The 20,094-nt window shown below is 60.4% G+C and carries 16 protein-coding genes, 1 tRNA gene and 1 pseudogene; 15 read left to right on the forward strand and 3 right to left on the reverse strand.

The features are described from left to right. Nucleotides 1–3 precede the first annotated feature (3 nt). From ihfA to PSH97_RS10215, 3 genes are all read left to right on the forward strand, one after another. Nucleotides 4–306, forward strand: a complete 303-nt coding sequence (gene ihfA / locus PSH97_RS10205; RefSeq protein WP_002553164.1) for an integration host factor subunit alpha — start codon at nucleotides 4–6, stop codon at nucleotides 304–306. Beyond that, nucleotides 287–643, forward strand: coding sequence for a MerR family transcriptional regulator (locus tag PSH97_RS10210; protein ID WP_003179985.1), 357 nt, complete (start codon nucleotides 287–289; stop codon nucleotides 641–643). Before ihfA ends, PSH97_RS10210 begins: the two co-directional genes overlap by 20 nt. Before the next feature lie 89 nt (nucleotides 644–732). After that, nucleotides 733–809: transfer RNA gene (locus tag PSH97_RS10215), tRNA-Pro, on the forward strand. 568 nt (nucleotides 810–1,377) lie between these two features. Here the strand turns inward: PSH97_RS10215 and PSH97_RS10220 are convergent. Beyond that, nucleotides 1,378–2,016 carry a hypothetical protein gene (locus PSH97_RS10220; protein WP_305449057.1) on the reverse strand — a complete coding sequence of 213 codons (639 nt, stop codon included), beginning with the start codon at nucleotides 2,014–2,016 and terminating at the stop codon, nucleotides 1,378–1,380. A 353-nt stretch (nucleotides 2,017–2,369) separates the two neighbouring features. Then, a complete protein-coding gene (locus tag PSH97_RS10225) occupies nucleotides 2,370–3,527 on the reverse strand; it encodes an alpha/beta hydrolase family protein (protein ID WP_305449058.1) in 1,158 nt (385 codons plus the stop codon). Between the two features lie 1,207 nt (nucleotides 3,528–4,734). Between PSH97_RS10225 and PSH97_RS28565 the strand changes: the two are divergent. Both PSH97_RS28565 and PSH97_RS28570 read left to right on the forward strand, forming a co-directional pair. Beyond that, a pseudogene (locus tag PSH97_RS28565) lies at nucleotides 4,735–4,983 on the forward strand (methyl-accepting chemotaxis protein); the annotation flags it as partial. A 201-nt stretch (nucleotides 4,984–5,184) separates the two neighbouring features. Further along, nucleotides 5,185–5,889 (forward strand): methyl-accepting chemotaxis protein, encoded by a 705-nt coding sequence (locus PSH97_RS28570; RefSeq protein WP_407682185.1) that lies wholly within the window; start codon nucleotides 5,185–5,187, stop codon nucleotides 5,887–5,889. Between the two features lie 24 nt (nucleotides 5,890–5,913). Here the strand turns inward: PSH97_RS28570 and PSH97_RS10235 are convergent, their stop codons facing one another. Further along, entirely contained in the window at nucleotides 5,914–6,825 is a 912-nt protein-coding gene (locus PSH97_RS10235; protein WP_033034185.1) for a LysR family transcriptional regulator, read from the reverse strand. Between the two features lie 325 nt (nucleotides 6,826–7,150). Here PSH97_RS10235 and PSH97_RS10240 point away from each other — a divergent pair, with 325 nt between their 5' ends. From PSH97_RS10240 to PSH97_RS10285, 10 genes are all read left to right on the forward strand, one after another. Further along, nucleotides 7,151–8,089, forward strand: a complete 939-nt coding sequence (locus PSH97_RS10240; protein ID WP_305449060.1) for a VOC family protein — start codon at nucleotides 7,151–7,153, stop codon at nucleotides 8,087–8,089. A 15-nt stretch (nucleotides 8,090–8,104) separates the two neighbouring features. Beyond that, nucleotides 8,105–8,467, forward strand: a complete 363-nt coding sequence (locus PSH97_RS10245) for a Rieske (2Fe-2S) protein (protein ID WP_305449061.1) — start codon at nucleotides 8,105–8,107, stop codon at nucleotides 8,465–8,467. Nucleotides 8,468–8,645: 178 nt separating this feature from the next. Continuing rightward, nucleotides 8,646–9,770 carry an FAD-dependent oxidoreductase gene (locus tag PSH97_RS10250; RefSeq protein ID WP_305449062.1) on the forward strand — a complete coding sequence of 375 codons (1,125 nt, stop codon included), beginning with the start codon at nucleotides 8,646–8,648 and terminating at the stop codon, nucleotides 9,768–9,770. A 128-nt stretch (nucleotides 9,771–9,898) separates the two neighbouring features. Continuing rightward, the gene (locus PSH97_RS10255) at nucleotides 9,899–11,578 is read left to right on the forward strand and encodes a DUF1302 domain-containing protein (protein ID WP_305449063.1); all 1,680 of its coding nucleotides are present in this window, start codon (nucleotides 9,899–9,901) and stop codon (nucleotides 11,576–11,578) included. Nucleotides 11,579–11,590: 12 nt separating this feature from the next. Next, entirely contained in the window at nucleotides 11,591–12,955 is a 1,365-nt protein-coding gene (locus PSH97_RS10260) for a DUF1329 domain-containing protein (RefSeq protein ID WP_305449064.1), read from the forward strand. A 70-nt stretch (nucleotides 12,956–13,025) separates the two neighbouring features. Then, nucleotides 13,026–14,129, forward strand: a complete 1,104-nt coding sequence (locus PSH97_RS10265) for a WD40/YVTN/BNR-like repeat-containing protein (protein ID WP_305449065.1) — start codon at nucleotides 13,026–13,028, stop codon at nucleotides 14,127–14,129. 4 nt (nucleotides 14,130–14,133) lie between these two features. Then, nucleotides 14,134–16,662, forward strand: a complete 2,529-nt coding sequence (locus tag PSH97_RS10270) for an efflux RND transporter permease subunit (RefSeq protein WP_305449066.1) — start codon at nucleotides 14,134–14,136, stop codon at nucleotides 16,660–16,662. 126 nt (nucleotides 16,663–16,788) lie between these two features. Continuing rightward, nucleotides 16,789–17,991, forward strand: coding sequence for an MFS transporter (locus PSH97_RS10275; RefSeq protein ID WP_305449067.1), 1,203 nt, complete (start codon nucleotides 16,789–16,791; stop codon nucleotides 17,989–17,991). A gap of 49 nt (nucleotides 17,992–18,040) precedes the next feature. After that, the gene (locus tag PSH97_RS10280; protein WP_305449068.1) at nucleotides 18,041–19,078 is read left to right on the forward strand and encodes an aromatic ring-hydroxylating dioxygenase subunit alpha; all 1,038 of its coding nucleotides are present in this window, start codon (nucleotides 18,041–18,043) and stop codon (nucleotides 19,076–19,078) included. Next, on the forward strand, nucleotides 19,078–20,031 hold the full coding sequence (locus tag PSH97_RS10285; protein ID WP_305449069.1) for a PDR/VanB family oxidoreductase: 954 nt from the start codon (nucleotides 19,078–19,080) through the stop codon (nucleotides 20,029–20,031). Before PSH97_RS10280 ends, PSH97_RS10285 begins: the two co-directional genes overlap by 1 nt. Nucleotides 20,032–20,094: the final 63 nt, after the last annotated feature.

Here is a 20,094-nt window from a genome sequence, read left to right on the forward strand (position 1 = left end):
CGTATGGGGGCTCTGACGAAAGCTGAGATGGCGGAACGTCTGTATGAAGAGCTGGGCCTGAATAAACGGGAGGCCAAGGAATTGGTCGAACTGTTTTTTGAGGAAATCAGGCACGCTCTTGAAGACAACGAACAAGTCAAATTGTCCGGTTTCGGCAATTTCGACCTTCGGGACAAACGCCAGCGGCCTGGCCGCAATCCGAAAACGGGAGAAGAAATCCCGATCACGGCTCGCCGTGTGGTCACCTTTCGTCCAGGGCAGAAGTTGAAGGCCCGAGTTGAGGCTTATGCTGGAACCAAGTCATAACGACGAACTACCCGTCATCCCGGGCAAACGCTACTTCACCATTGGTGAAGTCAGCGAGCTATGTGCCGTAAAACCGCACGTGCTGCGCTACTGGGAGCAGGAGTTTCCTCAACTCAACCCCGTCAAACGCCGCGGAAACCGCCGGTATTATCAGCGCCAGGACGTGCTGATGATCCGGCAGATCCGCGCGCTTCTTTACGATCAGGGGTTTACCATCGGCGGCGCACGTTTGCGTTTGTCCGGCGATGAAGCCAAAGACGACACAACCCAATACAAACAAATGATCCGCCAGATGATCGCCGAGCTGGAAGATGTTCTGGTGGTGCTTAAGAAATAAATTCCTGCTTTTAAATACTTCCAGTTTTCAAAAGCTTGCGATATATTCTTGAGCGTTCCTCGAGATGAGGGACAGATTCAACGCCTAGTCGGGGCGTAGCGCAGTCCGGTAGCGCACTAGCATGGGGTGCTAGGGGTCGAGTGTTCGAATCACTCCGTCCCGACCATATTTTCAATGACTTAGCCCAATCTGAAAAGATTGGGCTTTTTCATGTCTAAACAAATACTCCTACATTTACTCCCACGGATATTTTGGATCTGGGTAGCGTTGCCATCCGGAAGGCGCAATTGTGTTCTGATCTCGTGTCCGGAGGCTCCCCGTGCCAAGACAATGCTCTGAAGTGACAAGGGCGTTCGTCAACGGTATTGCCCATATCGAAGGTCCGCGAGGCGAGCACCGGGGGATGGGTATTGGCGGGGTGGTAGCCTCGGTTGCTGCTGAGGTGATTCAGACAATCGCTCAGGTTCCGGCAGAGGCATTAGGTATCACGCGGTTTCAGCGGCGTGACGGGGAGAGGGCTGATCAAGCGTGATCCCACTCAGCGAGCCGCAACCATCAGCAGCAACCACGGGTGGACGTGGGTATAGCATTTTGCTAGCTTCGATTCATTTACCGTTACTCCCTAGGTGACCTTTTCGGCGTCGACTGACCCGTTTTACAGCTCTGTTGGGTACAAGCAAGTACCGCCCAGGGTTGAGGTCGCGCGCAAGGACAGTCTTCCAGTCCCTTTCACATCAGTTGCGTGAGGCAAACAAGGAGTTCAGTTTGGCGGCCGTATTTATCCACCTCTCCGATATTGAATCAACTATCGCGGCTTGGCTATCGAATACGGAGTTGGGTTTTCCGGCTGGTGAGGAGCCGAGCAGGGTTTCGAGTAAGGCGCCGATTACATGCTGATATCCGGTCTCGCTGCGCTCACTGAGCTTGCCTTGTGTCTTAACGAGTGTGCGTAAACTTTCCCGTTCCAAACCGATGGCCGTGAGCTCTTCAAGGATCTCACGAAGGGCGGCATCACTTTGTTTAAGCGCTACCTCAAGCGCATCTCGGTCAGCTCGCAATGTCAGGTAAGTCCCAAAGCTGATTTGCTTATTCTCAGCGGGTAGTTTCCCAAATAAGAAAGCCGGACGCTGATCGGGATAATGATGAAACATCCAACATTTAAGGTCTGCATGCCTGACGGTTAGAAGTCTGCAGTCTATGGGGGTTCCAAGTGCTACCGTCACGCCGAAAACGCCAAAAGGAAGTTCATGGTTGCGCACTGCATCGAGGATTTTTTCAGTGTTGGCGTGGAGGCATGGCCACTGGGGGAAAGTCGTAGGCAGAATTGCGGGGCAATCCTTGGCGGACTCAAGAATCTGAGATTCAAAAGCCATTAGATTACACCAACGTATGGCGGCATCTATGGGACGATAAAATACTTTTTCCAGCGGATTGCAGCTGTGGGGTATGTACATAGAAGCGGCCTCATCTCTGAGGGAACAGATCCGCTAGTAACGTTTGAGGCTAGTTCGTATGAGAGCTTCCGTGCGGTGACTGTTCCTTGACTCAGTTTACTTTTTTTTTGCAGATTAACACCCTATTGGAAAATAGCTTGAAAGGAATCCCAGCGATCTGACTCCTGCTGAAATACAGGAGTCAGCTCATTTGGGCTATAACATCGCCGGGTCGCGGTTGCAGCTTAAGGCAAGGCCAACACATGCCGAGAATCTGGTAGGTTTCACACCCATCATTCGGTACGGCCGCGGAGCACTTCAGCGACCCAGTCGGCAATGTACTGACCAGCATTGATGCTGTTATCAAAACTCGAATGCTGCACGCCGCCCTCACGTTCGGTGAAGACTTTTAGCTCGCGCTTTGGACTGTTGACCAACTGTTCGTAGGTGCGGTGTGCCCACTTCAGCGGAATCTGCGAATCCTTTTCACCGTGGGTGACCAGGAAAGGCACCTTGATGCGATCCAGGATGCCGTCCAGATGAACATTCTCGGCGATGGTCATGAACTCATCGGTGTCTTTGGCGCCCCATACCCAGGCCACATGCGACCAGTAATGCGGCACCGGAAAGCTGCCTTCCTTTTCCAGGCGACGTTTCTGCACATCACGCCAGTCATGGTTGGCACCCCACACCACGCCGCAAGCGAAGCGCGGCTCGAAGGCTACTGCGCGTGGACAGTAGTAGCCGCCCAGTGACACACCTTCCAGGCCAATGCGTTTGGCATCGACATCGTCGCGGGTTTCCAGCCAGTCCACTACACGGCTGGCCCAATGCTCACTGTCGAAACGCGCCGTCAGGTGATGCAGGCGCAGTGCTTCGCCTGTTCCCGGCTGGTCGATGATCAACGACGACACGCCCCGTTTGGCCAGCCAGGCGGGCAGGCCGACGCGGTATTTCATTTCTTTGGTGGAATCCAGTCCATTGACCTGCACCAGAATCGGCGCTGGGCCGCTGACGCCTTCGGCACGGACCAGCAGGCCGGAAATGTGTTTGCCTTCGTAAGGGATTTCAACGCGCTCGCAGTTCTCTCGTGCCAGTTCGATACCGCGTTGGAAGGTGTGCAGAAAGCGCTGGTACAGCTCCGTGCGGCCGGGGGCGCCATGGGCCTGCAGGCGTTCGCAGCTCAGGTAGTAGGTTGCGGCGCGGTTGTATTTTTCACCGGCAGACAACATTCGACCCTTGCCTTCGTCTTCTTCAGCCAGGCCGCACAGCTTGTCGGCCATGTTCGCCCAGGTCTCACGGAAGGCCTTGCTACCGGCGGCGTCGGGTTGTTTGGCGGCCTCTTGCAGCGGCGCGCACATCTCTTCGATTTCGCCGATACGGGCGCCCATTTCAATGGCCAGGTCGACGGAAAGATTCCACACGTAGTTGGTCGGGAAGTAGCGGAACATGATTGTTATTGTCCTTGTGCGAGCAAAGGCAGGCGGTCAGGTCCGGCGCGGGGATGGCCAGGCCTGACGGTTCGACGCAGGCTAAGGGGAGGCCAATGGTTTGGCCAATCGCGAGTCGGGATGGGAGGTATTGCGAACGCTGATAGAGCGTATGTGCGCCATGGCCTAAGGGTTTTCTTCTCACCGTTCAAGCCGCAAATCCGGATACCTATCATCGTACTTTGCGATTGCTCATAACGCAGGATGCGATTGGTGTCGTCGAGGTACGACTCATTAGAGTTGCTGCTACACCGCGCTATTGGTCGGAGTCCCGGGCGCGCACAACAACAAGAATAAGGTATCGGCAGATGAGTGAGTCCAAACCCGGCACAGCGATCAGCCTGGGCGCCAAGGGCAGGCTGTTTTTTCACGACCGTGCGAGGAGTTCGACATGCTCGTACTGAATCGCGTACTCGGGAATCTATCGGTCGGTGCCAAGCTGTCGCTGGGCTTTGGCCTGGTGCTGCTGGTGACGTTGGCGGTGGCGGTTACTGCTTTTCGTTCCCTGGGTGTGTTGCAGCAGCGCGGTGAGCAATCGCGTCAGGAGTTATCGATCCAGGCACTGATCCTGCGTGCCCGAATCGCCGAGAAGGCATTCGCTCTGGATCTTGCTCCGCAGCATCTTGAGCAGGTGCGCGAGACGATCGGGAAACTGAGCCAGCATCTGGATGAAGAACCGGTCAATAGCGCAGCGCGCGCCAGCGTACGCACGGCTGTCAGCAGTTATCTGGAGCAGTTTCTCGGCTATGCCGATTCGTTGCGTCGGGCTCGCGAAGCCCGCCTGCGCATGCAGACGCTGGCGCAGACCGCGGGCGACAGTTTCACTCTGCTGTTTCTCGATCAACTGGATGCGCTTAACACCCGGTTGGGGCAGGGCACACCCCCAACCAGCAATCAGATGGTGCTGCTCGAGCAGACCGCTGCATTGCGAGACAAGCTCGCCAAGCTGCGTGACAGTGAACTGTATTACTCGCTCGATGGCGAGGAGCGTTACCGCAGCGACTGGGAAATGAGCATGAGTGAACTGCTGGCCGCCATGCAGGCGCTCGATCTTGGTGAGCAACAAGGCGAGTCGCTGCAGGAGGCGAGCACTGCTCTGGGCGACTACCGGAAGTCCTTCCGCGAGTTCGTCGACAGCCGTGGGCAAAGTGCGCAAAGCAGTGCGGCGATGACCGCGCAGACCGAGCAGGTAAGCAAGCTGCTGGCTCAAGCCGATGAACAGCAAAGGCAAGCGGTCCTGGACGATAATCGCAATGCCGATCGCCAATTGGGTTTGATCACTGTTCTCGCGCTCGCCTTGGGCATTGGCGCTAGCCTGCTGATCCGCCAGTTGATTGTGCAGCCGTTGCGCCAGGCCGTGCAGTTGGTCCAGCGCGTGGCGGCGGGGGACTTGAGTGATCCGCCGGCAGACAGTGGTCGTCGCGATGAGCTGGGTCAACTGTTGGGCAGCGTGGGTAGCATGCTGGGCAGCCTGCGCGGCTTGGTCGGGCGAATCGACCGTGGTGTGGGCTCGCTCAACGGCATGGCCTGCAGCCTGGCTGAGGTGACCCTGAGCAACAGCCGTGATGTCGAACACCAACGCCAGGAAACCGAGCTGGCCGCCACCGCCATGCAACAGATGGCCGCCACAGCGCAGGAAGTCGCGCGCAACGCGGGTGAAGCCAGCGAAGCGGTGGCGCATGCCGACCAACAGGCGCGTGAGGGCGACGAACTGGTGCGTCAGGCGGGTGACAAAATTGACCATCTGGCAGTGGAAATGGGTGGTTGCGCTGAAGCCATGCGGTCGCTATTGGTGGAGAGCGCAGCGATTGGAGGCGTGCTCGATGTGATCAAGGCGGTGGCCGAGCAGACCAACCTGTTGGCGCTCAACGCCGCAATCGAGGCCGCGCGTGCTGGCGAGCAGGGTCGTGGCTTTGCCGTGGTCGCCGATGAGGTGCGTGGCCTGGCACGGCGCACACAGCGTTCGACCACGGAAATCGAAGGGCTGATCGTTCGTCTGAGCGCTGTGGCCCAACACGCCGCCGAGCGCTTGCAAGGCAGCCATGTGTTGAGCGATGAAACGGTGGTGCTTGCCGCGCAAGCTTCTCAGGCGCTGGCGCGGATCACCCGGGCGGTGTCCAGCATCGAGCAGATGAACCAGCAGATATCCGCGGCCGCCGAGCAGCAGAGCGTGGTGGCCGAGCAAGTCAGCCAGAGTATGACGCGGGTGCGCGAAGTGGCTGAGGGCAGTGCCAGGGAAGGCCTGCAACTGCAAGTCTCGACGGCCGATTTGCAACAGGTTGGCGGCGAGCTAAAAGCGGCCGTCGGGCACTTCCGCACCTGACCCGCCTGCGAGTAATGGCCGCTACTACTGCTCCAGTTCGTTGATGATCTGACTGATTTTCGCCCGCAGCCAACGGTGCATCGGATCCCCCTCCATGGTGCGGTGCCAGAGCATGAACTCACGCATCACCGGGATTTTCACCGGCGGCTGCAAGATGCGCAGCGGCAGGTAGTTGGCGTAGAGCCGGGCCATGCGCTGGAGCATGGTGGCGACGCGCTGGGTGCCGACGATCAACTGCGGCAAGGTGTTGAAGTCGTGGGTCACCACTTCCATGCGACGGGTGAAACCGTACTGGCTCATCAGCCATTCTTCGACGCTCAGTTGCCGGTTGCGGCCAAAAATCACCGAGACATGGCCCATCTCGATGTACTGATCGAGGCTGATGCTGTCGCCCACTAGTGTGTTGCCGTCCCACACGACGCAAACATGCTCTTCTTCGAACAGTAGCTGCGATGGGTGGCCTTCGATGAGGTAGTGCTCAGGCACGATCATCATGTCGGCCTCACCGCGCATCAGCATTTCGGTGGACGTGTCGCCGGGGCCGAGCAGTTCGAAGGTGATGTGCGGGGCTTCCAGGGAGATTTTCTGGATCACCCGGGCAAACAGAACGCTGATCAGATAGTCCGAGGTGATCAGGCGAAAATGGCGCTTGCTGGTGGCTGGGTCGAACACCGGTTTGGCGGTGATCGAGGACTGGATCGTCAGCAGTACCTGGCGCACCGGCGCCGCCAGTTCGCGGGCATAAGGCGTGGGCTGCATCTTGCGTCCGACCTGCGCTAGCAGCTCATCTTCGAAGTAGAGGCGCAGCCTGCCCAGTACGCCGCTGGTGGCGGATTGGGTCATGTGCAGGCGTTCGGCGGCGCGGGTGATGTTCTGCTCTTCCAGTAACACATCAAGCGCCACCAGGAGGTTGAGATCCAAGTGGTTAAAACGCATGGCGGTCTCGATTCTTGTATTTATTTTGTAAATACCTTCCGACCTTCCTATCGCGGCGTCAAGTCCCGTGAGCGGGCGAATCGAGCGATGCCTGTTCGATTTTCCACGCCACTTGCGCTGTGCAGCCAGGTATCGCATTTGCCGATAGGTCGCATCCCCACAAGCGATTAGTCAGTGAGTTTTTACCCCATCACTATCAGTCCACAGTCGGTTGGCCGTGACGCTTTATCGACTCCAAGACCAGCCTCTGCATCGCACCGCCTGGCATTGCTCCCGTAAGCGGGGTGCCTGGCCTGCGCTGAATAATTACAATGGAGTGGTAACAATGAACATCATCGGCCTTGATGCCTTGATTTTTGGCGTCGACGACATTCAAGCCTGTACCCATTGCCTGCGTGACTACGGCTTGCTACCTGTCGATGTCGACAGCGAGGGCGGTCGTTTTGAAGCCCTCGACGGCACTGCGGTGATTATCCGTCGTGCAGACGATGCCAGTCTGCCGGCGGCCATCGGGCCTGCCCCCTCGATTCGTGAAACCGTCTATGGCGTGGCCAGCGTGGCTGATCTTGAAGCCATCGCCGATGAGTTGGGGCGCGATCGTCTGGTGACCCGCGGCGCCGATGGCTCCGTGCACAGTGTGGACGACATGGGGTTTGCCATTGGTTTCCAGATCAGTGTGCGGCGCCCGTACAGCGCGCCAGCCGACCTGACCAATGCACCGGGCCATGCCCCCCAGCGCCCGGTCAACCAACCGGGCATCAACCTCGATATGCAGGCCTTGCCGCGAACCCTTTCCCACGTGGTGTATTTCGTGCCGGATGCGGCCAAGGCCGAGGCCTTTTACAAACGCCTGGGTTTCATGACCACCGACACCTTCGTTGGCGCAGGCCCGTTCATGCGTCCGGCCGGTTCCGATGACCACCATTGCTTGTTCATGATCCAGACGCCACCGCACATGAAGGGTTGCGAGCACTTCACCTTTCACATGGGCAGCGGCACGGAAGTGCTGCTGGCCGGGCGCCGCTTCGAGCAGCAAGGCTGGACCAGCTTCTGGGGGCCGGGCCGTCACCTCTTCGGTTCCAACTGGTTCTGGTACTTCAACAGCCCGCTGGGCTGCCACATCGAATACGACGCGGACATGGACAAGCACGATGACGCCTGGCAAGCGCGCCAGGCGCCGTTGTCGGCGGATAACTCGCAATTGTTCCTGTTCACTTCCCGGGAAAAATGGTTCCCGAGCGGCCCACCGCCCAAGCAGGCCTGAGTGCGGAGGTCGTCCATGAGTCACGACGCCATTGTGCTCTGTCGCCTGGATGAACTGGTCGAAGGGCAGGCCCTCGGGTTCGATCCTCTGGGTACGGGGAAGGACAGCGTATTTGCCCTGCGCCATGGCGGCGAGGTGCGGGTCTATCGCAACAGCTGCCCGCACCTAGAGGTGCGCCTGGAGTACCGCAAGGATCGTTTTCTCAGCGTCGATGGCAGCCAGATCATCTGTTACGCCCATGGCGCCCGGTTCCTTCCAGACAGTGGCCTGTGCGTCTACGGGCCGTGCCTGGGGCAAAGCCTGAGTGCGCTGCGATGGCATGCCGAGGCCGATTGGCTGGTGCTTGAAGCGGGTCAGTTGGAGGCGTGTGCACCTTAATTAAGGTATCGCGGTTGCTGATACATCGTATCCCTACATGCGATTAGTCAAACGCCTGCTTTGCCGAGAAAGTGAACACAACACGGTAGCGAATGCGTGCAGAAACAGCCGGTCGTGAAGCCTGGGATCGCTCCGGCAGAACGCTAGCGTGAATAACAAGAATAAGAGTGAGACGAGCATGAACGCAGTGAGAAAGGTGCTTATCGTCGGTGGTGGTATCGGTGGTCTATGCGCCGCAATCGCTTTGCGTCGCCAGGGCATCGAAGTCGATCTTGTCGAGCTCAAGGCGCAGTGGACAGTCTACGGCGTTGGCATCATCCAGCAGAGTAATGTCGTGCGAGAGATGGCCAAGTTGGGTGTGCTGGACGGCTACCTGGACGCCGCCTACGCGTTCGAGGATGTGACCATCAATACCACCGCCGGTGAACAGCTGGCGCGAATCCCTGGCCAGCGCCTGGCCGGCCCCGAGTATCCAGCCAACGTCGGCATTTCGCGCCTGGCCCTGCATCAAGTCCTCAGCGAAACCACCATTTCTCTGGGTGCCTCGATTCGTCTGGGCCTGAGCGTCGAGACGCTGGAGCAGGTGGGCGAGGGCATTGATGTGCTGTTCACCGATGACAGTCGCGGCCATTACGACCTGGTGGTGGGCGCCGATGGCCTGTACTCCCAAATGCGCGGCTTGCTGTTCGGCGAGCAGTACCTGCCGCGCTTCACCGGCCAATCGGTGTGGCGCTACAACTTTCCACGCGCCGCCGGAATCGATCACCTAGCGACCTTCCAGGGCCCCGCCGGCAATGCCGGGCTGGTGCCGCTGGGCCACGACCAGATGTACCTGTTCATGACCTCCCACGAGCCCGCCAACCCCAGGATGGATGCCGCCACGCTGGCGACCCAGATGCGCCAGCGCCTGAGTGGTTTCACCGGGCTTATCGGTGAACTGCGCGAGCAAATAACCGACAGCGACCGGGTGGTCTACAAGCCTCTGGAGGTGGTGTTCGTCAGCGAGCCCTGGTTCCGCGGCCGTGTTGTGCTGATTGGCGATGCGGTGCACGCCACGACGCCGCACCTGGGCCAGGGTGCCGGCATGGCCATCGAGGATGCCGTGGTGCTTGGCGAAGAATTGGTCGCCGGTGGCAGCGTTGAACAGCAGCTCGAACGCTTCATGGCGCGCCGTTATGAGCGCTGCAAATTCATCAGCGAAAGCTCGGTGCTGGCCGGTGACAAGGAAATGGCCCATGACCGCAGCTTCGACCGGATCGGCTTGGTCAGGCGGATGCTCGAAGTCACGGCAGAGCCCATCTGAGGCGCCGGCAGGACTGATTTCACTCTCCCATGGATGTTTCATGCCCGTGCAGGTTTGGCCCGGTTCGACTGCGGGCGCGGTTTCACCAGAAGAGCTGACATACAACAACAATAATGAGGATTACTTCGATGGCTACTCGCAAGTTCGCTGCGTCGCGGCGCGTCCCCTTCACCTTGACCCTTGCGGCCAGCCTGGGGCTTGGCGCTTCGGCGGCCCAGGCCTTTCAGATCGACACCGGCAATCCCGATCTCAGCTTGCGCTGGGACAACACGCTGAAGTACAGCGCGGCCTGGCGCCTGAAAGACCCCAGCAGCAAACTCAGCGAAGGGCAGACGGCGTTGAACCAGAATGACGGCGATCACAACTTCGGCAAGGGGTTGATCTCCAATCGTCTGGATATTCTTTCCGAAATGGACATTGGTTATCACAACTTCGGTGCCCGTCTGAGCGGTGCCGCCTGGTACGACACCGTCTACCAGGACCGCAACGACAACAACGACGCGGCCAGTGCCAACCAACGTTCGGTGGGCTTCGACGAATTCACCAGTGACACTCGTCATCTGCACGGTGGCGATGGCGAACTGCTGGATGCCTTTGTCTACTGGAACGGCGAGCTGGCCGACCGTGCCTTGTCGGTTCGCGCGGGACGCCACGGCCTGATCTGGGGTGAGAGCCTGTTCTTCGGCGCCAACGGCATTGCCGGTGCCATGGCGCCGGTGGACGTGGTCAAGGCGCAATCGGTGCCCAATACCCAGTTCAAGGAAATCACCCGTCCGGTCAACCAGCTATCGACCTCCTACCAACTGACCGATGACATGTCGTTGGGCGCTTTCTACCAGTTGGAGTGGGAAGAAACTCGCTTGCCTGGCTCCGGCAGCTACTTCTCCACCAGCGATACCATCGGCGAAGGTAATGAGCGACTGATCGCTGGCGGGCCATTCCCGGCTTTCCTTGGTGGTAATGCCGATAGCCCGGCAGCGTTCTTCCATGGCAAAGACAAGAAAGCCAGGAACTCCGGCCAAGGCGGTCTGCAGCTCAAATACACTACCGGGACAGTGGATTACGGTCTGTATGCGCTCCAGTATCACGAGAAAACGCCAGCGTTGTATTTGAAACCGAATGCCACCGGGCCTGACTTCGGTACTGGGAAAATCGGTGAATACTCCTGGGTTTATCCCGAAGATATTCGCGTCCTGGGGGCCAGCTTCGCCACCACCGTGGGCGAATACAGCTTTGCCGGTGAGGCATCGACGCGCTGGAACATGCCATTGGTGTCCAGCGCCCAGGCCGTCCTGCCGGGCGTCGAGGCGGACAACAACGATGACGCTCTGTACGCCGTTGGCCGGACGGCCCACGTCAACCTCAATGTGCTGGCATCGCTGGGGCCTTCCTTCATCGCCAATGAAGCCAGTCTGGTCGGGGAGATGGCCTGGAACCGTGTGCTGTCCGTGACCAAGAACCGCGCGGCCCTTGACCCTAACTCCACCGATGACGGTCTGGGCTTCAGATTGGTGTACACGCCTACCTATCGCCAGTTCTTCCCGGGCGTGGATATCGGTATTCCGATGGGCATCAGTTACTTCCCCATGGGCAAGTCGGCCGCGGTCAGCGGGTTCGGCCCGGATAAAGGCGGTGACATGAACATCGGCGTCACCGCGACCTATCTGGACCAAGTGACCGTGGGACTGACTTATACCCACTTCTACGGCCCCGAGGACACCACGCTCGATGCCGCCAACCACTTCAACTACAAGCAGTCGTTGAAAGACCGGGACTACCTGGCTTTCTCCGTCAAGACCACGTTCTAAGAGGATTCGTACATGACCATTCAGTTCACTCTAAAGGCCTTGTGCTTAACCCTGCTGGCCGCTGCCGCGCCGATGACCCTGGCTGCCAGCGCCGAACAAGCGGCGGCGTTGGGCAAGACCCTGACGCCCTTCGGCGCCGAGAAAGCGGGCAATGCCGACGGCACCATCCCGGCCTGGGACGGTGGCTACACCAAAGTCGATCCGGCCTATAAGCCGGGCGGCAAGCGCGGCGATCCGTTTGCCGCGGACAAACCACTATTCAGCATCACCGCGCAGAACCTGGCAAAGCACGCCGACAAGCTCAGCGACGGAACCAAGGAGCTGTTCAAGCGCTTCCCGGACACCTATCGCATCGATGTCTATCCGACCCGGCGCACGGCTGCCGCGCCGCAGTGGGTCTATGACAACACGATCAAGAATGCGACCCGCGCCAAACTGGTCGACAGCAGTGCCGGTCTGATACCCGGAGGTGCCTATGGTGGTATTCCGTTCCCGATTCCACAGAACGGTACCGAAGCCATATGGAACCACGTGCTGAACTGGCGCGGTACCTCATTGGCGATGCATTTTCGCCACTACCTGATGACCGCGGACGGTAATCAGGTGATGACGAGCGACGGTCTGTTGTCCCAGGAAATGCCCTACTACTTCGAGGAAGGCACGCCAGAAACCTTCGCGGGTGATTATTGGCTGGTGCACTTTGTCAATCTCGGCCCGGCGATTCGTGCCGGCGAGCAGATCCTCGGGCGTGAGAACCTCAACGGCGACAAATCCCAGGCCCATGTCTATTTGAGCGGCCAGCGCCGTGTGCGCACGCTGCCCAACGCCTGCTGCGATACACCTACGCCGGCCACCGCCGGGGTTATGTCATTCGACGAATTGAGCGTGTGGGGGGGACGTACGGACCGGTTCGACTGGAAACTGGTGGGCAAGCAGGAGATGTATGTCCCCTACAACACCAACAAGGCGCAGACCGCTGGCCAGCCGCAAGACGTGTTAGGCAAGCACCATCTGAACCCTGATTACGTGCGCTGGGAGCTGCACCGCGTCTGGGTGGTCGAGTCGACATTGGCGGCGGGCAAGCGCCACCAGTTGCCTAAAGGCCGTTACTACCTCGACGAAGACACCTGGCAGGCCTTGCTTGGCGACCGTTGGGATGCCAGCGGTCAACTGGCCAAGACCCTGTGGTCTCTGCCTTCCGTGCTGCCCGACCTACCAGGTCTGGTGCAACTGTCTGCCGGTTTTTATGACCTGACCTCGGGTGCGTGGTTTATCCAGAACCTCTACGCCGGAATGCCGGAACAGTATCGCGTGGTTGATCGCTACAAGGCCTCGGAGTTCTCGCCAGCGGCGATGGCCGGGCGCGGCGTGCGTTAAGTCTGAGCTGAGAGTGAAGGGCAGACCTGTCGGTCTGCCCTCGGGTGCGAGTGTTTTTCCGAGGTAGGTTATGAACAGAATCAGTCAGGCGGGCTCTTTGCTCTTGGCCCTGTATTTGCCCTTCGCCACGAGCGAGTGCCTGGCAGGGCCGACTGCCGTGGGCGCGCCGCTGAGTACCCCGGCCATGCCGGTGCCGGCTGCGCAGAAGAGCGTATTGATCGATCTGGCGCGGGCCGGCACACGTCTGGTGGCCGTGGGCGAGCGCGGCCTCGTGCTGCTCTCCGACGACAATGGGCAAAGCTGGCGTCAGGCCCCGGTACCGGTTTCGGTCAGCCTGACGGCGGTGCAGTTTGTCGATGCGCGTAATGGCTGGGCAGTGGGTCACGCTGGCGTGGTATTGGTCACCCGCGATGGTGGCGAGCACTGGACGCTGCAACTCGACGGTGCGCGTGCGGCTCAGCTCGAACTGGACGCAGCCAAGGCTGACCAGGCCACCGCTGCCAACCCGGATGACGCATTGGTACGTGTACAAAGTGCCGAGCGTCTCGTTGCCGATGGCGCTGACAAACCCTTCCTGGCACTCGAATTCATCGACGCACAACACGGGCTGATCGTCGGTGCCTACGGCCTGGCGCTGTGGACCACGGATGGCGGTGCCACATGGCAGTCGCTGATGGGGCATATCGCCAACCCGAACGGAATGCACTTGTACGCCATCAGTCACCAGGGGGCGCGCTGGTTCCTGGCTGGCGAGCAGGGTTACCTGGCGCGCTCGGATGACGACGCGGTTTCGTTCAGCCAGTTGGAAAGCCCCTATGAAGGTAGTTTCTTCACCTTGCAGAGCCGCGCCGATGGCGCCCTGCTGGTTGGCGGACTGAGGGGCAACGCCTTTATCTCCAATGACGGTGGCGCAAGCTTCCACCACCTGTCTGTCCCTATGCCGATTTCTTTCAACGACGCCACCCGCCTGGCCGGCGGCCAAGTGCTGCTGGTCAACCAGGGTGGCGCGCTGTTTCTCAATGGTGAGCAGAACGGGGCGACGCTGCAGCCATTGGGCGAGCCCTTGGGCAAACCTGTTTCAAGTGTGATCGAGGCCGCCGATGGCAGCTTGATCGTTGCCGGTTTCACCGGGCTGCAGCGTCTTGCGCAGCCATCCACTGCCGCTTCGGAGTGAGGTTATGACGTCCCCTGGTAATTTTTCCCAGTCCCCCGCGAATGCGTTCGAAGACTTTGATCCGCGTTCCGGTTCGGTGCTCGAGCGAGCCCTGTTCAACCATCGCCTGTGGGTGTTGCTGCTGTGCCTGGCGACCACGCTGGTGCTGGGTTGGCAGTCCAGTCGTGTCGAGCTCAATGCCAGTTTCGAAAAAATGATCCCCACCCATCAGCCCTATATCGCCAACTACCTTGAGCACCAGAAGGAACTGAGCGGGCTGGGTAACTCGGTGCGCATCGCGGTGGTCAACAAGCGGGGCGACATCTACGACAGCGCCTACCTCAAGACGCTGCAAGCGTTGAGCGACAAGATCTATCTGCTGCCCGGTGTCGACCGCGCGTACATGAAGTCGCTGTGGACGCCGGCCACGCGCTGGGTGGCGGTGACCGAAGCGGGCCTGGACGGTGGGCCGGTCATTCCGGACAACTACGATGGCGGTGCCGCCAGCCTCGCGGCATTGCGGCGCAACGTGCAACTGTCCAACGAGATCGGCCAGTTGGTGGCGTTCGATCAGGCATCGAGCATCATCCATGTGCCCCTGCTGCAGCGCACCCCCGACGGCCAACCGTTGGACTACACCAAGCTGTCGCAACAACTGGAGTCGCTGCGCAGCCAATACCAGAGCGACAGCATCGACATTCGTATCACCGGTTTCGCCAAAAAAGTCGGTGACCTGATCGCCGGCCTGCGGCAGATCCTGGTGTTCTTTGCCGTGGCGATTCTGATCACCGCCGTGGTGCTCTACTGGTATACCCGCTGCATCCGCAGCACCTTGCTGGTGGTGTTCTGCTCGCTGGTGGCGGTGGTCTGGCAGCTCGGCCTGCTGCCGCTGTTGGGCTATCAACTGGACCCCTATTCGGTGCTGGTGCCGTTCCTGGTGTTTGCCATTGGCATGAGCCATGGCGCCCAGAAGATGAACGGCATCATGCAGGACATCGGGCGCGGCATGCACCGGGTGGTCGCCGCGCGCTTCACCTTCCGCCGTCTGTTTCTCGCCGGTCTCACCGCGTTGCTGTGTGATGCGGTCGGCTTTGCGGTGCTGATGATCATCAAGATCCAGGTGATCCAGGACCTGGCGATGATCGCCAGTATCGGCGTGGCGGTGCTGATCTTCACCAATTTGATCCTGCTGCCGGTATTGCTCTCCTATGTTGGCGTCAGCCGCCGCGCCGCGCGCCTGAGTCTCAAAAGCGAGCATGCTGAACAAGCCGGCCTGAGTCGCCACGGCTTCTGGCGCTTTCTCGACCTGTTCACCCAGCGGCGCTGGGCGGCGTTGTGCATTGCCCTGAGCCTGGCACTGGCGACGGTCGGCTTCGTGGTCAGCCTGCAATTGAATGTCGGTGATCTCGATGCCGGCGCGCCCGAGTTGCGGGCCGACTCGCGCTACAACCAGGATGATGCGTTTCTGACCCATCACTACGGTGCCAGCAGCGATCTGTTCGCGGTCATGGTCAAGACGCCAGCCAGCGCCTGTTCGCGCTACGACATCCTGCGCAAGGTCGACGCCCTCGACTGGCAGTTGCGCACCTTGCCAGGGGTTGATTCGACCAACTCGCTGGCGCTGCTTAACCGCCGGATGCTGGTCGGCCTCAGCGAAGGCAGCCCGAAGTGGTATGAGCTGCAGAACAACCAGGCGATGCTCAACATGGTCACCGCCGGGGCGCCGCGCGGGCTCTACAACGAAGACTGCAGCCTGCTGACACTGTACGTCTACCTCTCCGACCACAAGGCGCAAACCCTCAGCCGCCTGGTGGATCACGTCGAACAGTTCGCTGCGGCGAACAATACCGACGAGGTCCAGTTCCTCCTGGCCGCTGGCAATGCCGGGATCGAGGCGGCGACCAACATTGTCGTCAAGCAGGCCAATCGCGAAATGCTCTTCTGGGTCTACGGCGCAGTGATCCTGCTCTGCCTGATCACCTTCCGTTCCTGGCGCGCCACGATTTGTGCGGTGATTCCGCTGATGCTCACATCGATCCTCTGTGAGGCGCTGATGGTCTGGCTGAACATCGGCGTCAAGGTCGCGACCCTGCCGGTGATCGCCCTCGGCGTAGGCATCGGCGTCGACTATGCGTTGTACGTGATGAGCATCCTGCTCGGTCATATGCGCCAGGGCACAAGCCTGTCGCAGGCGTATTACCGGGCACTGCTGTCCACCGGCAAGGTGGTGATGCTGACCGGTGTGACCCTGGCTATCGGCGTGGCCACCTGGATGTTTTCGCCGATCAAGTTCCAGGCCGACATGGGCGTGCTGCTGGCCTTCATGTTCGTCTGGAACATGGTCGGTGCGCTGGTGCTGTTGCCGGCCCTGGCCCACTTCCTGTTGCCGAGCAAACGGGTGAGCACGGGGCAGGCCGAGGCTAAACCCAGCCATTCGACGAGCGTGCCGCTGATGCCTGCCGTAGTCGAGGAGGGGGCTTGCGTGAAGCACTCATTGCGCCTGACGTCGGGTGATCAAGCGACAACGGCGGCCGCTAATCCCGTCGCGTCATAACAACAAGAAAGGACTTTCCCATGCCTCGTGTGTATCTGTTCCAGCAGCCTCTATGGCTTGACCTTATCGCCGGCTTGAGCGCCTTTGGCATGGCGTTTTGCGCGGCCCAACCATCGGAGGTGCACGATGAGCGTTGAACGCCAGGCAAGTTTGCCACAGTCGTTGTTGCTGTTGCTTGGCAGTTGCCTGCCGGTGCTCGGCGCGGTGCTGCTGGCCCCCATACTGCCGCGTATGCAGGAGCACTTCGTCGACACTTCGGGTGTGGCCGTGCTGGTGCCCATTGCCCTGACGCTACCGGCGTTGATGATTGCGCTGTTGGCACCCGTGGCCGGGATCATCGCCGACCGGCTCGGGCGCAAGCCGTTGCTGATCGGTGCGATGTTTCTCTACACCCTTTGTGGCGTGCTGCCGCTATGGCTGGACTCGCTGCAGGTCATCGTTATCAGCCGGGCGGGCATCGGCGTGGCGGAGGCGGCGATCATGACCTGCTGCACCACGATGATGGGCGACTACTACAGCGGCGCGCGGCGTGAACGCATGTTCGCCCTGCAAATGGTTGCGACCTCGTTGTCGGCGGCGATTTTCATTGCTGTGGGCGGCGTGCTCGGCGAGCACGGCTGGCGCACCCCGTTTGCCCTGTATGGGCTAGGGCTGGTGTTTCTGCCGCTGATGGTCTGGTTGCTGTGGGAACCGCGCGCCCAGGTCGTCACGGCGACAGCGGCGGTGAGGAGGGCATTCCCCTGGCGCCCCCTGGCTCCGTTGTATGCCCTGTCATTCCTGGCTGGCTTGAGCCTGTTTATCGTGCCGGTACAAGTCGGTTACCTGCTCAACCTGCTGCATGTCGAAGGGTCGCAGCAGATCGGCATGACCATGGGCGCCAGTCAGTTCGGCGTGCTGGTCGGCGCCCTGAGTTTCCGGTTGTTCAGGAGGGTAGCGGCGTACCGACAGGTGTTCCTGGCCTTCGTCGCGGCCGGTATCGGTGGCGGGCTGCTAGCGGTGGCCGACAGTCATGGACTGGTGGTGATCGCCGTGCTGATCAACGGCCTGGGCATCGGCTTGATGATGCCGACCCTGCTCACCTGGATCATGGCCCAGATCGACTTCCAGCAGCGCGGTCGAGCCGCCGGCGGCTTCACGGCGATGTTCTTTGCCGGTGAGTTCGCCAGCCCGCTGGTGGTGCTGGCGATTACCGGTGGGGTGAGCAGCGCTTTGCCAACCGCGCTGGGGATCGTTGCGGTCCTTCAACTATTGGTGGCCTTGGCGTGCATTCGGCTGCGTGGCCGCGGGGCAGCTTTTCCCGCCACTGTCGCCGTGGACCCTGATAGCTGATCTGGCCCATTCGACGTTTTATCAAAATAAGAAAAACGAGGAGGACATCATGAGTTATTTGCTCAACACCTGGTACATCGCTGGGTGGGCGGACGAGCTGGCGCAAGGCGAGATGCTTGGCAGAACCATTGTCGAGCGCCCCATTGTGTTCTTTCGCGATAGCCAGGGCGCCATCCAGGCTCTGGCTGATCGCTGCCCTCACCGTTTTGCCCCGCTGCACATGGGCAAGATTGTCGGCGACAGCGTTCAGTGTCCGTACCACGGCTTGCGTTTCGATGGCAGTGGCCAATGTACGCACAATCCCCACGGCGATGGGAGTATCCCCAAGGCCGCCTGTGTTCGCGCGTTCGCGGTCGCTGAGCGCCATGGGGCGATCTGGGTCTGGCCTGGCGATCCGAGCCTGGCCAACGATGCGCTGATCCCTGATTTTTCCTTCTTCGAGCAGGCGCCAACCCATGCCAAGGGGCACGGGTATTTGCCTACGCGCGCGCACTACGAGCTGCTGGCCGACAACATCATGGACTTGAGCCACGTCGATTTCCTGCACCCCGATACGCTCGGTGGCGGAGCGTTGTCCCGCACGCGCGCCACCATCGAGGAGTTGTCCAACGATCGCGTGCACATCAGTTGGTGGGCGCCCGATGATGTGCCTCCACCGGCTTTCGGCGCTCACCTTGAAGATCCGACCCGGGCGGACGTCTGGGCCGAGGTCATCTGGCACGCACCCGGCTTGATGCTGCTGGGCAGTGGCGCTACGCCTCCAGGGCACCCCAGGGAAGAGGGGCCCGTGACATGGAACCTGCATCTCATGACACCGCAGGACGCGACGAACACCCATTACTTCTTTGCCAACACGCGCAGTTTCGAGCAGGACAACGCGCAGTTGAATGCCTTCGTCCAGGACATGTTGATCGGTATTTTCGCCGGTGAAGACAAACCCATGGTCGAGGCTCAACAGCGCCAGATTGGCGAGGTTGAACTGCTTGGCCTTAACCCGGTGCTGCTGGCGGTCGATGCGGGGGCCGTGCGCTGCCGACGTGTTCTGCGTCGGTTGATCGCCGCTGAACAGCCGATGGGTAGCCAGTGATGATCAATGTCGTTGTGACCCGCAAGCGTCGCGAAGCCGAAGGCATCTACAGCTTTGAACTGGCCCCGGCCGAGCATTCCATCCTGCCGGCTTTCAGCGCCGGCTCGCATATCGACGTGTACCTACCCAACGGCCTGGTGCGCCAGTACTCGCTGTGCAATCACTCCGAAGAACGCCACCGCTACCTGCTGGGCGTGTTGCTCGACCCGTCGTCTCGCGGCGGCTCGCAGGCCATGCACGAACAAGTGCACGAAGGCAGCCAGCTGCGCATCAGTGAGCCACGCAATCTGTTCCCGCCGGAGCATGCGGCCGGGTACAGCGTGCTGTTCGCTGGGGGTATCGGCATCACGCCGATCCTCTGCATGGCCGAGCGCCTGGCGCGGATCGGCGCGCCTTTCGAGCTGCACTACTGCGGTCGCTCGGCCGAGCGCATGGCCTTTATTGAATACATCCGCCATTCGGCGTTTGCCGATTGCGTACACGTTCATGTGGACGATGGCGAGGATGCCCAACGCCTCGACAGCGCTCGGGTTTTATCCGCGCCGGCCAGTGACCGTCACCTGTATGTCTGTGGCCCTAACGGCTTTATGGAGCACGTGCTTGGCACGGCGCGCGAACAGGGCTGGGCCGAGGCGCAACTGCACCGTGAGTACTTTAGCGCTGCCGCTGCTTCGGTGGGTGAGGCGGGCGGCTTCGAGGTGCAACTGGCTAGCACCGGACAGTGTTTCCAGGTGCCGGCCACGCTCAGCGTTGCCCAGGTGCTGCTGGAGGCGGGTATCGATATTCCTTTGTCCTGCGAGCAGGGCATCTGTGGCACCTGCATCACGCGCGTGCTGGAAGGCGAGCCGGACCATCGCGACATGTTCTTGACCGATGCCGAGCGGGCCCGCAACGACCAGTTCACGCCGTGTTGCTCGCGTGCCAGGAGCGCCCGACTGGTGCTCGATCTCTAAGGTTTTTTCATGAATCCATCTTTACCCGCTGCCGCGCTTCGCCAACTGATTGAGGAGTCGAAC

This window comes from Pseudomonas cucumis (assembly GCF_030687935.1).
Classification (GTDB): Bacteria; Pseudomonadota; Gammaproteobacteria; order Pseudomonadales; family Pseudomonadaceae; genus Aquipseudomonas; species Aquipseudomonas cucumis.

Coding starts and splice junctions, on each gene's coding strand:
- PSH97_RS10220 (WP_305449057.1), bottom strand. CDS start 2,016: ATGGCTTTTGAATCTCAGATTCTTGAGTCCGCCAAGGATTGCCCCGCA.
- PSH97_RS28570 (WP_407682185.1), top strand. CDS start 5,185: ATGGCCGCCACAGCGCAGGAAGTCGCGCGCAACGCGGGTGAAGCCAGC.
- PSH97_RS10275 (WP_305449067.1), top strand. CDS start 16,789: ATGAGCGTTGAACGCCAGGCAAGTTTGCCACAGTCGTTGTTGCTGTTG.
- PSH97_RS10240 (WP_305449060.1), top strand. CDS start 7,151: ATGAACATCATCGGCCTTGATGCCTTGATTTTTGGCGTCGACGACATT.
- PSH97_RS10260 (WP_305449064.1), top strand. CDS start 11,591: ATGACCATTCAGTTCACTCTAAAGGCCTTGTGCTTAACCCTGCTGGCC.
- PSH97_RS10270 (WP_305449066.1), top strand. CDS start 14,134: ATGACGTCCCCTGGTAATTTTTCCCAGTCCCCCGCGAATGCGTTCGAA.
- PSH97_RS10245 (WP_305449061.1), top strand. CDS start 8,105: ATGAGTCACGACGCCATTGTGCTCTGTCGCCTGGATGAACTGGTCGAA.
- PSH97_RS10255 (WP_305449063.1), top strand. CDS start 9,899: ATGGCTACTCGCAAGTTCGCTGCGTCGCGGCGCGTCCCCTTCACCTTG.
- PSH97_RS10225 (WP_305449058.1), bottom strand. CDS start 3,527: ATGTTCCGCTACTTCCCGACCAACTACGTGTGGAATCTTTCCGTCGAC.
- PSH97_RS10265 (WP_305449065.1), top strand. CDS start 13,026: ATGAACAGAATCAGTCAGGCGGGCTCTTTGCTCTTGGCCCTGTATTTG.
- PSH97_RS10210 (WP_003179985.1), top strand. CDS start 287: ATGCTGGAACCAAGTCATAACGACGAACTACCCGTCATCCCGGGCAAA.
- PSH97_RS10250 (WP_305449062.1), top strand. CDS start 8,646: ATGAACGCAGTGAGAAAGGTGCTTATCGTCGGTGGTGGTATCGGTGGT.
- PSH97_RS10235 (WP_033034185.1), bottom strand. CDS start 6,825: ATGCGTTTTAACCACTTGGATCTCAACCTCCTGGTGGCGCTTGATGTG.
- ihfA (WP_002553164.1), top strand. CDS start 4: ATGGGGGCTCTGACGAAAGCTGAGATGGCGGAACGTCTGTATGAAGAG.
- PSH97_RS10285 (WP_305449069.1), top strand. CDS start 19,078: ATGATCAATGTCGTTGTGACCCGCAAGCGTCGCGAAGCCGAAGGCATC.
- PSH97_RS10280 (WP_305449068.1), top strand. CDS start 18,041: ATGAGTTATTTGCTCAACACCTGGTACATCGCTGGGTGGGCGGACGAG.